Below are 11,316 nucleotides of genomic sequence, written 5' to 3'. Positions count from 1 at the left end.
CGCGCCCGGCGCGTGGCTTATCTTGTGGATGCCGCGGCAGGCAGTTCCAGATCGACCCAGACCAGACGATGATCCGATGCGGCCACGATGGACCTGGCCAGCGGATCATCGGGCGCCGGCCACAGGACGCCACTGGCGACGATCTTCAGCGATCGCGATGGCAACAGATAATCGACGCGCAGATTGCCCGGTCCGCTGTCCCTGAAAGAGGCAGTGTCCAGCGCGGGATCGCCCTTCTGGACGGCATTCGCGCCGGTCTGCGGGGGCTGCCAGGCGCCGCGCGGTTGCGGGTCCTGCGTTGCTGCGATCAGTGCGTTCAGCGCGTCGGGCCGACCCTCGCCATCGACGGGATCGAGATTTGCGTTCCCGATCAGAACGAAGGGGGTTTCGGGCAGGCGGTCCAGCCAGAAGGCGGCTTCGTCGCGGTTGCGCCGGCCGTTGCGATCCTCGGGGCCGTCGAAGACCGGCGGCGTGGCCGACCAGGCCAGAAGATGCAGTGGCCCGGCCGGGGTCAGAAGCGGAATGTCCCAATGCGCGGTCGATGACAGGCGCTGGACCGCCGCCACCTCTGGTGCGGTTTCCGGCATCAGGTTGTCGGGAAGATCGCGCCACAAGGTGTCGCTGTAGTCCCGGACCTCGCCCAGCGGCAGCCGGGACAGCAGCGCCATGCCGTTCTGACCCGTGAACTGCCCCCAGCCCTGCGCATCATCGGGTTCGCCCAGCCTGCCATCCGCGTCCAGGTCCAGGCCGGTGGCCAGCCCGCTATTGGGTCGCGCGGCAAACACGTGGGGCAGATCCAGCCCGGCCTCGGCCAGCTTGGCGGCAAAGGCGCGGACGGACTGGCCGTCCAGGTCCCAGTCGATCCCCGTCAGCAGGATCGCATCGGGCGCCGCCGCAGCGATGACCTGCGCGGCGGCAAGAACCTGCGGATCGTTCTTGCGGATGTCGCGCAACAGAAGACCGGGCCCCTTGCGCGTCAGGCCGGGATCATAGGTGGCAATCCGGATCGTCTGCGCGGTCGCCGCGCATCCCCAAAGCAGCAGCGCGATCGCCAGCCCGCAGGCATGGCGGATGGCCGCACGCGGCATCAGACCCAAGGACGCGCCTGTTCCATCTGCGTCTCATAGCGGTCGATGGCAGTCGATTTCTCCATCGTCAGGCCGATATCGTCCAGGCCGTTCAGCAGGCAATGCTTGCGAAACGGATCGATCTCGAAGCGGAATTGCTGGCCGTCCGAGGTGCTGACGGTCTGGTTTTCAAGATCGACGGTCATGCGGGCATTTGCGCCTTTCGCGGCGTCGTCCATCAGCACCTCCACCGCATCCTGCGGCAAGGTGATGGGAAGGATGCCGTTCTTGAAGCAATTGTTGAAGAAGATGTCGGCAAAGCTGGTCGAAATCACGCAGCGGATGCCGAAATCCAGCAGTGCCCAGGGTGCATGTTCCCGCGACGAACCGCAGCCGAAATTGTCGCCAGCGACAAGGATCCGGGTCTCGCGGTAGGCGGGCTGGTTCAGGACGAAATCGGCGATCTCGTTGCCGTCGCGGTCATAGCGCATCTCGTCGAACAGGTTCACGCCAAGGCCGGATCGCTTGATCGTCTTCAGGAATTGCTTGGGGATGATCATGTCGGTGTCGATATTGACCAGCGGCATGGGCGCGCCGATGCCGGTCAGCGTTGTGAACTTGTCCATCGAAAACCTCGTCTTTTCGTGTCTGGCCAGTCGCGGAAAGCTGGCCTAGCTTGCCGGCGCCGAACAAGCCGGAGCGTCAGGGTGATTGGTAAAAGTCTGATCGATTGCATCGCCGGGCAGTGGTCGCCCGGCATAGGCGACCCGAATGCAACCGGATGGCTGACGGTGCTGGCCTATCTTCTGTGCTTCGGACTGGCCGTCGCCGTATGGCGCAGGCTGGGCGGACAGCGCGGACGCGCATTCTGGGGCCTGATCATGGTGCTGATGCTTTTTCTCGCGGTGAACAAGCAACTGGATCTGCAAAGCGCGCTGACGGCCTGGGGGCGATGCCTGGCCCGCGCGCAGGGCTGGTATGCCCAGCGGCGATTCGTGCAGGAGGCGTTCATCTTTGGCCTGCTGCTCCTTGCCGCGGCCGGGCTGATCGCCGGTCTGGTGGGCCTGCGGGGTCGATTGCGGCGACACGGCGTGGCTCTGGCCGGGCTGATCGTTCTTGCAGCCTTCGTGATGGTTCGCGCCGTCAGCTTTCATCACGTTGACCGCCTGATCGGTTTGAACCAGTTCGGCGTCAGCGGCAATTACCTGTTCGAGAATGCGGGCCTTGTGCTGATCGCGCTGAATGCCGTCGCCATCCTGCGACGCCCGCAATCGCCCGCGCCCCAGTGGTCGTGAGGCGACGCCGTTCATGCCGATGATCCGGACCACGCCGCGGCCTCAGACCGGCTGGGCCGCGAAGTCCCGGACATCGACCAGATGTCCGGCAACGCCCGCCGCCGCGGCCATCGCGGGCGACATCAGGTGGGTGCGGCCCCGGTAGCCCTGCCGACCCTCGAAATTGCGGTTCGAGGTTGCGGCACAGCGTTCGCCGGGGGCCAGCTGGTCGGGATTCATTCCAAGACACATCGAACAACCCGCAAGCCGCCATTCGAAACCGGCATCGGTAAAGATGCGATCCAGCCCCTCTTCCTCGGCCTGCGCGCGCACCAACCCCGATCCCGGAACGACCATGCCGCGCACGCCCTCGGCCAGCTTGCGCCCGCGCAGGATTTCGGCGGCGGCGCGCAGATCCTCGATCCGGCCGTTGGTGCAGGAACCGATGAACACGGCGTCGATGGCGATGTCGGTCAGCCTGGTTCCTGCCGTCAGTCCCATATAGTCCAGACTGCGGCGCGCGGCCTGAACCTTGCCGCCGCTGAAATCCTCGGGCGCGGGGACGGTGGCGTCGATGGGCAGCGCGTCCTCGGGGCTGGTGCCCCAGGTGACGGTGGGGGCGATATCCTCGCCGCGCAGGGTGAGGGTCTTGTCCCAATGCGCGCCGTCATCCGATCGAAGCGTGCGCCACCAGGCCAGCGCCGCCTCCCATTGTGCGCCCTTCGGGGCGTGGGCGCGACCCTTGACATAGGCAAAGGTGGTTTCGTCCGGAGCGATCAGTCCGGCCCTTGCGCCGCCCTCGATGGCCATGTTGCAAATCGTCATGCGGCCTTCCATCGACAGGTTGCGGATGACCTCGCCGCAATATTCGATGACATGGCCGGTGCCCCCCGCGGTGCCGGTTTCGGCGATGATCGCCAGCACCACGTCCTTGGCGGTGACACCGGGGGCGAGGCGTCCGGTGATCTCGACCTTCATGTTCTTCGACTTGGACTGGATCAGGGTCTGGGTGGCAAGCACATGTTCGACCTCGGATGTGCCGATGCCGTGGGCCAGCGCCCCGAAGGCGCCATGGGTGGCGGTGTGGCTGTCGCCGCAGACGACGGTCATGCCGGGCAGGGTCCAGCCCTGTTCGGGGCCGACGATATGGACGATTCCCTGGCGGATGTCGTTGACCGGGTAGTAGATCACGCCGAATTCGCGTGCATTCCGGTCCAGCGCGTCGACCTGGATCCGGCTCTCCTCGTTGTCGATGCCGTTTTCGCGGTCCAGCGTCGTGGGCACGTTGTGATCGGGCACGGCGATGGTGCGTCCGGGCGCGCGCACGCTGCGGCCCGTCATGCGCAGACCTTCGAAGGCCTGCGGGCTGGTCACCTCGTGGACCAGATGTCGGTCGATATACAGCAGACAGGTGCCGTCTTCCTGACGGTCGACCAGATGGGCGTCCCAGATCTTGTCATAGAGGGTGCGCGGTGCTGCGGCATGTTCGGTCATTGGCTTGGGCTTTCGGCTACGGGGCGGTTCAGGGCGCGACATGGCGTGGCTGCGGCGGGGGATCCGCCGCCGGTCACAGTCGGGCCGTCACGCAAAGCGTCTCGCCGAAAAAGCGCGAGGGCAGGCGCGCGCGGTCGTGGATGTCGAAATAGATGAACCCGGGCATGGCTGATCTTTTAGGACGCTTGCGGCGTTGACGCAATATCGCAGGCCTTGCCGGACCGTCTGTGCATCGGTCTAATCGAGCGCAGGAGGATCGCGCATGGACCAGGTCAGTCCCGACATGATCAACGCCGCGCAGGGTTTCTGGGCGAGGATCGTCCTGTTCTTCGAGATCATGCTGGTTCCGACACGGCTTTATCAGCTTGTCGCGGTGGCGGCCTTGCTGATTGTCTCGTGGCTTCTGGCCCGCGTCGCGTCGAGGTTTTTCACCGACTGGTTGCGCCACCAGGCAAACTGGCCGAAATGGCGATTGCGGCTGGGCCTTCTGATCGACCGGCGGATGACGCTGATCGTGTTCATGATCCTGGCCTGGGCCGTGGCGCTGGTGATGCGAGAGATCACCTGGCCGTCGCGCAGCCAGCTGATCGCGCTGGCCGCGACCATCGCGACGGCCTGGGTCGCGATCTTCTTTCTGGCGCGCGTGATCCGCAATCGCTTTCTGCGCCGCATCGTCAGCTGGGCCGCGTGGATCTGGGTGACGCTGTACCTGCTGGACCTGATCCAGCCGGCGGCGAATTTCCTCGACACTCTTGCTATCACCATCGGCGATCTGCGGTTGTCGGCGCTGGTGGTGCTGAAGGCGCTGGCGGTCACCGGGCTGATGATCGCCGGGGCGCGGATCCTGTCGCGCCTGATCACCGGGCGGTTGTCGCGGAACGAGGACATCTCGCCCACGATGCGGGTGCTGACAGCCAAGCTTTTGCAGGTGGTGCTGTTCAGTCTGGCCGTCATCGTCGGGCTGAAGGCGGTGGGCTTCGATCTGACCGGCCTCGCAGTCTTTTCCGGCGCGGTCGGCGTCGGCCTGGGTTTCGGTCTGCAAAAGGTCGTGTCGAACCTCGTCTCGGGTGTGATCATCCTGCTGGACAAGTCGATCAAGCCCGGCGATGTCATCAGCCTGGGCGACACCTTCGGCTGGATCGAGGAACTGGGCGCGCGCTATGTCAGCGTGGTCACGCGCGACGGCAAGGAATATCTGATCCCGAACGAGGATCTGGTGACCGGGCAGGTGGTGAACTGGTCCCACACCAACAATTTCGTGAGGCTCGACCTGAACTTCGGCACGTCCTACGGCGACGATCCCCACAAGGTCAGCGAAATCGCGATCAACGCCGCACTGACGGTCAAGCGGGTTCTGGCGCAGCGCCGTCCGGTCTGCTGGGTCACCGGGTTTGGCGACAGTTCTGTCGATTATGTGCTGCGCTTCTGGATCGGCGATGCCGAGGCGGGCCTGACCAATGTGCGCGGTCAGGTCTATCTGGCGTTGTGGGACGGATTCGTGGAAAACGGCATCTCCATCCCCTTCCCGCAGCGCGAGGTTCGCGTGCTGAACGAGGCGATCGGACTGCGCCGGGCGGGGCGGGAAGAGCCGGGACAGGGTCCGCTGGCGGCGGAATCCGGCCGCGACGATTGAGATGCGGCAAAAAGATGCTATCTTCAGTCTACCTCTGCGCCGGGGGTGATCGGCGCGCTGACCGGAGGATACAACCCTGTCACAAGACGTCTCGCCGGCTGCCGGGCCGGCCGCGACCGCCGCGGATGAAGAACTGAGCAGCGATCAGCTTCTGAACCGCATCCTGTCCTCGCTAGAAGATGACAAGGCCGAGGATATCGTGACGATCGACCTGCGCGGCAGATCGGCCATCGCGGACCACATGGTCATTGCGTCGGGCCGCAGCGCGCGGCAAGTCGGCGCCATCGCCGAACATCTGGCCGAAAAGTTCAAGGCGGATACGGGGCGTTCGGCGCGGATCGAAGGCAAGGACGCGGGCGATTGGGTGCTGGTCGATACCGACGACGTGATCGTGCATGTATTCCGGCCCGAGGTCCGCGACTTCTATCAGCTGGAAAAGATGTGGATGCCCGCCGACGCGCTGAGCCGCGTCCGCCAGCCCGCCCATCCCGCGCCCTGAGGCGATGCGGATCGACATTGTCGCCGTGGGACGGCTGAAGAAGGCCCCCGAGGCGGCTTTGGTCGCGGATTACCTCGATCGCTTTGCAAAAACCGGTCGCGGCCTTGGCCTTCCGGCCGTCACCATGCACGAGGTCGAGGACCGCCGCGGCGGCGGGATGGCGGCCGAGGCCCTGTTGCTGGAACGAGCCATTCCGCAGGGTGCCGCGCTGGTCGCACTGGACGAGCGTGGCGATCAGCCGACATCGCCCGATTTCGCCGCCCGGATCGCGGGATATCGCGATGGCGCACGCGATCTGTGCTTCGTGATCGGTGGCGCGGGCGGGCTGGAATCCGGTTTGCGTGGCAGGTCCGAATGGCAGATCAGCTTCGGCCGCATGGTCTGGCCGCATCTTCTGGTCCGCGTCATGCTGGCCGAACAGCTGTATCGCGCCGCGACGATCCTGGCCGGTGCTCCCTATCATCGCGCGTGAAAAGGGGGGCGGTCTGCCCCCCGTCCCGTTCCGGGACTCCCCCCGAGGGTATTTCTGCAACCGAGAAGGACAGATCTGGCTGCGCCGGTCAAATCGCCGCGTTCGGGGGCTGGGGCCGGGATCGGTGGTTGTCGCATCGCGTGTGCGGGCGTAACAACGGGCGCAAAGGCGCAAACAAGGCGAGGCGCGAATGACCAAACCCGTGATCCTGTGCATCCTCGACGGCTGGGGTATCTCGGACCGGCCGGAACAAAGCGCGCCCGACCAGGCGCGGACGCCAAATTTCGACCGCCTGATGCGGCATTGCCCGCATGCGAGGCTGACCACTTTCGGTCCTGATGTGGGGCTTCCCTCGGGTCAGATGGGCAATTCCGAGGTTGGCCATACCAATATCGGCGCCGGCCGGGTCGTGGCGATGGATCTGGGCCAGATCGACCTGGCCATCGAGGATGGCAGCTTCTTTGGCAATGAAACCCTTGGCGGTTTCGTGGCGCGACTGAAGGAGACCGGAGGCAGCGCGCATCTGATGGGCGTCGTCTCGGATGGTGGCGTACACGGGCATATCCGGCATGTCCTGGCGGCCGCCAAGGCGGTGTCGGAGGCCGGCGTGCCGGTGGTGGTTCATGCGATTACCGATGGACGTGACGTGCCGCCGCAATCGGCCAAGGGTTTTGTCACCGACCTGCAGGGCAATCTGCCCGAGGGCTGCCGCATCGGCACCGTCATCGGGCGATATTTCGCAATGGATCGCGACAAGCGCTGGGACCGGGTCGAGCGGGCCTTTCGGGCCATCGTGGCGGGCGAGGGCGAGGCTGCCGCCAGCGCCGATGCCGCCGTCGCCGCCGCCTATGGCCGCGAGGAGACCGACGAATTCATCAAGCCCTTCGTGATCGACGGCTATAACGGCGCCATGGACGGCGACGGGTTCTTCTGTCTCAATTTCCGCGCCGACCGCGCGCGCGAGATCCTGTCGGCCCTGGCCGATCCCGATTTCGCGGAATTCGATACCGGCGACAGGCCGCAATGGGCGGCGCTGCTGGGCATGGTCGATTACAGCGACCGGCACAATGACTGGATGGCATCGGCCTATCCCAAGCGGCAGGTGGTCAACACGCTGGGTGCCTGGGTCGCCGGCCGGGGGTTGCGCCAGTTCCGCCTGGCCGAGACCGAGAAATATCCCCACGTCACCTTCTTTCTCAATGGCGGCAAGGAGGCGGCCGAACCGGGCGAGGATCGCTTCATGCCGCAAAGCCCGAAGGTCGCGACCTATGATCTGGCGCCGGAAATGGCCGCCGCCGAAGTCAGCGACAAGCTGGTCGAGGCAATCGGCGCCGGCTATGACCTGATCGTGGTCAATTTCGCCAATCCCGACATGGTCGGCCATACCGGCAGCCTGCCCGCCGCCATTCGCGCCTGCGAGGCGGTGGACGAGGGTCTGGGACGGATGCTTCAGGCGCTGGATCGTGCCGGCGGCGCGGCCGTCATCATCGCCGATCACGGCAATTGCGAGACGATGATCAACCCCGAAACCGGCGGACCTCATACCGCCCATACGACCAACCCGGTGCCGGTGATCGTCTATGGCGGCCCTGACGGCGCGACGCTGCATGACGGCCGGCTGGCCGATGTCGCCCCGACCGTCTTGCGACTGATGGACCTGGACCAGCCGGCCGAAATGACCGGCCAAAGCCTGATCGAGACAGCATGATCGCGCGCCTGATCCTGATTTCCGTGCTTGGCGCGCTGCTGCCGGTGGCGCCGCTTTTCGCGCCATCGGCAATGGCAGCGAGTCCGGCCAGCGAGGCGGTCACCGATGCCAAGGACGCGGCGGCGCAGTTGCGGGCGGCCATCGGCAAGCTGGCCGAGGCGGTCAGCGCCGATGATCAGGTCACCGCGCTGACCGAGGTCATTCGCGGCTACGAGCTGGGTCTTGCCGCGCTGCGCGAGGGTCTGCGGCAGGCCAGTGCCCGCGAGGGTGAGCTGCGGGCGCGGTTCGAGGATCAGCGCGATCGTCTGGCCAGCGTTCTGGGCGCGATGACCGCATTGCAGCAATCGCCCGAAGCGACGATGCTGCTGCATCCGGCGGGCGCGCTGGCCAATGCGCAATCGGGGATGATCCTGTCGGACGTGACGCCCGGCCTGAAATCCGAGGCAGAGCGGCTGAAGGCCGATCTGGATGAAATCTCGACCGTGCGGGCGCTGCAATCGGCGGCGGCCGAGATGCTGGGATCGGGACTGGCATCGGTGCAGGAGGCGCGGCGACTGCTGGCCTCGGCCGTTACCGACCGTTCGACCATGCCGATTCGCTTTGCCGAGGCACCCGAGGAATTGCAGAAACTGCGCGATGCGGCCGAAAGTCTGGACCAGTTCGCCGCCGGGGTGGCTGGGATCGAGATGGATGTGGGCGCCCCGCGCGAGGATTTCGAGGGTGCGCAGGGCTCGCTGCCGCTGCCGGTGGTGGGCAGCGTGCTGCGCCCCTATGGCGAGGCCGACGCGGCCGGTGTCAAGCGGCCCGGCTGGGTGATCGCGACCGCGCCCGCCGCACTGGTCACGACGCCGTGGCCGGCCACGATCCGCTATCGGGGGCCGCTGCTGGATTACGGCAATGTGATGATCCTGGAGCCCGCGCGCGGCTATCTTCTGATATTTGCGGGCATGGCGCAGGTCTTCGGCGAAATCGGGGATGTGCTGAAGGCGGGCGATCCGGTCGGCCTGATGGGGGGCAAGGAGGCCCCGGAACAGGAATTCGGCGCGCAGTTCGTCGCCGATGCCGCGCGCGGCGGGGATGCAGGCCAGACAGAAAGCCTGTATCTGGAATTGCGCAAGGAACAGGAAACGCTGGACCCGGCGGATTGGTTCGTGCTGAATCCCATCGTCGAGCCGCAAGAGGATTGAGGCAGGAAAGGCCGTCATGAAACATTATCTGATTTCCGGCGTGGGCGGTGTGCTTGCCGGCGCGCTTCTGACCACGCAGATCGCCGGGCCGCTGGTCGCGCAGGAGGCGGGAAAGAACGCCTCGGTCTATGAACAGCTGGAATTGTTCGGCAACGTGTTCGAACGGGTCCGCGCCGATTATGTCGAGGCGCCCGATGACAAGAAGCTGATCGAGGCCGCGATCAACGGGATGCTGACATCGCTGGATCCGCATTCCAGCTTTCTCGCGGCCAACGATTACGAAGACATGCAGACCCAGACGCGGGGCAGCTTTGGCGGCCTTGGCATCGAGGTCAGCCAGGAGGACGGTCTGGTCAAGGTCGTCTCGCCCATCGACGATACGCCGGCGGCGAAAGCGGGCGTCAAGACCGGCGATTTCATCACCCATGTGAACGGCGAATCGCTGATGGGGCTGACGCTGGACGAGGCGGTGGACATGATGCGTGGCCCGGTCGGCAGCGATATCACCGTCACCATCCTGCGCGAGGGCGAAAAGGAACCCTTCGATCTGACCATGACCCGCGACACGATCAAGCTGACCGTGGTGAAAAGCCGCGTCGAGGGGCATGCGGTCATCCTGCGCGTCTCGACCTTCAATGATGAAACCTACGATACGCTGAAAACCGAACTGGACAAGGCGGTCAAGGAGGTCGGCGGCATCGACAAGGTGACGGGCTTCGTTCTGGATCTGCGCAACAATCCGGGCGGTTTGCTGAACCAGGCGATCAGCGTCAGCGACGCCTTCCTCGATGCCGGCGAAATCGTCAGCACCCGCGGCCGCAAGGTCGAGGACAGCGAACGCTGGAACGCGGAACCCGGCGATCTGGCCCAGGGCAGGCCGATGGTGGTGCTGACCAATGGCGGTTCCGCCAGCGCCTCCGAGATCGTGGCCGGTGCCCTGCAGGACCACCGCCGCGCCATCGTCGTGGGCGAGAAGACATTCGGCAAGGGCAGCGTTCAGACGGTCATGCCGGTCACGTCGGACAGCGCGATCCGGCTGACCACGGCGCGCTATTACACGCCGTCGGGGCGCTCGATCCAGTCGCTGGGCATCCAGCCCGACATTCTGGTTTCGCAGCCCAAGCCGGTGCCGGTCGACGAGCAGGACAAGGAAGGCCCGCGCAGCCAGTCTAGCTTCGGCCGTTCCGAGGCCGATCTGCGCGGCGCGCTGAACAACGATTCGATCAGCGAAGAGGAAAAGAAGCAGATGGAGGACGAGGCCGCCGAGGTCGAAGCCACCGCCAAGCTGCGCGACGAGGATTATCAGCTGGCCTATGCCGTGGATATTCTCAAGGGTCTGGCCGCCGTCGATTTCGAGGCCGACCGGGTGCCCCCGGAAGCCAAGCCCGCAGTCACCGGCGAGGGATCGGGCACCGGAAAGGAAGGCGCGGCCAAGGACAATGGTTGATGGCGCCTATCCATCGGGGCCGGGGGGCTTGCCCTACCGGCCCTGCGCGGGCGTCGTGCTGATCAACGCGGCCGGGATGGTCTTTGCCGGTCAGCGGCTGGACCATCCGACCGATCAGCCGCCCGCCTGGCAGATGCCGCAGGGCGGGATCGACCCGGGCGAAACCGCGCGCGAGGCGGCGCTGCGTGAACTGGCCGAGGAAACCGGCATTCCCGCCAGCAAGGTCGAGATCCTCGACGAGACGCCGGATTGGGTTTTCTATGACCTGCCGCCGGAATTGCTGGGCAAGGTCTGGAAGGGCCGCTATGGCGGGCAGCGCCAGAAATGGGTTTTGATGCGCTTTCTGGGTCAGGACAGCGACATCTGCATCGAGACGGAGCACCCCGAATTCGACCGCTGGGACTGGATGCGCGCCGACGATCTTCTGGCCCGGATCGTGCCGTTCAAACGAAATGTCTACGCGACGGTTCTGCGCATTTTTTGCGACCGGCTCGCCTGAACCTGTCGTTCTGGCCGCAGGCTGCCCGCGCCGCGC

The 11,316-nt window shown here is 65.6% G+C and carries 11 protein-coding genes; 8 read left to right on the top strand and 3 right to left on the bottom strand.

Features of this window, described 5'->3' with window-relative positions:
• Positions 1-17 precede the first annotated feature (17 nt).
• Both AC13CR_RS14285 and leuD read right to left on the bottom strand, forming a co-directional pair.
• Positions 18-1,088 carry an endonuclease/exonuclease/phosphatase family protein gene (locus AC13CR_RS14285; RefSeq protein WP_292954696.1) on the bottom strand — a complete coding sequence of 357 codons (1,071 nt, stop codon included), beginning with the start codon at positions 1,086-1,088 and terminating at the stop codon, positions 18-20.
• Positions 1,088-1,693, bottom strand: coding sequence for a 3-isopropylmalate dehydratase small subunit (gene leuD, locus AC13CR_RS14280; RefSeq protein WP_292954693.1), 606 nt, complete (start codon positions 1,691-1,693; stop codon positions 1,088-1,090). The genes AC13CR_RS14285 and leuD overlap by 1 nt, the downstream gene beginning before the upstream one ends.
• A gap of 81 nt (positions 1,694-1,774) precedes the next feature.
• Between leuD and AC13CR_RS14275 the strand changes: the two genes are divergently transcribed.
• A complete protein-coding gene (locus AC13CR_RS14275; RefSeq protein WP_292954690.1) occupies positions 1,775-2,362 on the top strand; it encodes a hypothetical protein in 588 nt (195 codons plus the stop codon).
• A gap of 42 nt (positions 2,363-2,404) precedes the next feature.
• Here the strand turns inward: AC13CR_RS14275 and leuC are convergent, their stop codons facing one another.
• Entirely contained in the window at positions 2,405-3,835 is a 1,431-nt protein-coding gene (gene leuC / locus AC13CR_RS14270; protein ID WP_292954687.1) for a 3-isopropylmalate dehydratase large subunit, read from the bottom strand.
• Positions 3,836-4,097: 262 nt separating this feature from the next.
• On the opposite strand from leuC, the gene AC13CR_RS14265 reads away from it, so the two are divergent.
• From AC13CR_RS14265 to AC13CR_RS14235, 7 genes are all read left to right on the top strand, one after another.
• Positions 4,098-5,468 (top strand): mechanosensitive ion channel family protein, encoded by a 1,371-nt coding sequence (locus AC13CR_RS14265; RefSeq protein ID WP_292954684.1) that lies wholly within the window; start codon positions 4,098-4,100, stop codon positions 5,466-5,468.
• 76 nt (positions 5,469-5,544) lie between these two features.
• Entirely contained in the window at positions 5,545-5,967 is a 423-nt protein-coding gene (gene rsfS, locus AC13CR_RS14260) for a ribosome silencing factor (RefSeq protein WP_292978203.1), read from the top strand.
• 4 nt (positions 5,968-5,971) lie between these two features.
• Positions 5,972-6,439 (top strand): 23S rRNA (pseudouridine(1915)-N(3))-methyltransferase RlmH, encoded by a 468-nt coding sequence (rlmH, locus tag AC13CR_RS14255; RefSeq protein ID WP_292954681.1) that lies wholly within the window; start codon positions 5,972-5,974, stop codon positions 6,437-6,439.
• A gap of 190 nt (positions 6,440-6,629) precedes the next feature.
• Positions 6,630-8,147: a 2,3-bisphosphoglycerate-independent phosphoglycerate mutase gene (gpmI, locus tag AC13CR_RS14250; protein ID WP_292954678.1), complete on the top strand. Its 1,518-nt coding sequence runs from the start codon at positions 6,630-6,632 to the stop codon at positions 8,145-8,147.
• On the top strand, positions 8,144-9,334 hold the full coding sequence (locus tag AC13CR_RS14245; protein ID WP_482900896.1) for a murein hydrolase activator EnvC family protein: 1,191 nt from the start codon (positions 8,144-8,146) through the stop codon (positions 9,332-9,334). Before gpmI ends, AC13CR_RS14245 begins: the two co-directional genes overlap by 4 nt.
• A 16-nt stretch (positions 9,335-9,350) precedes the next feature.
• Positions 9,351-10,781, top strand: coding sequence for a S41 family peptidase (locus AC13CR_RS14240; RefSeq protein WP_292954672.1), 1,431 nt, complete (start codon positions 9,351-9,353; stop codon positions 10,779-10,781).
• Positions 10,774-11,280 (top strand): RNA pyrophosphohydrolase, encoded by a 507-nt coding sequence (locus AC13CR_RS14235; RefSeq protein WP_292954669.1) that lies wholly within the window; start codon positions 10,774-10,776, stop codon positions 11,278-11,280. Before AC13CR_RS14240 ends, AC13CR_RS14235 begins: the two co-directional genes overlap by 8 nt.
• Positions 11,281-11,316: the final 36 nt, after the last annotated feature.

This window comes from Paracoccus sp. L-17 (assembly GCF_056857655.1).
Note: the sequence above shows the minus strand (reverse complement) of the source record. Positions and strands in the feature narration are given on the sequence as shown.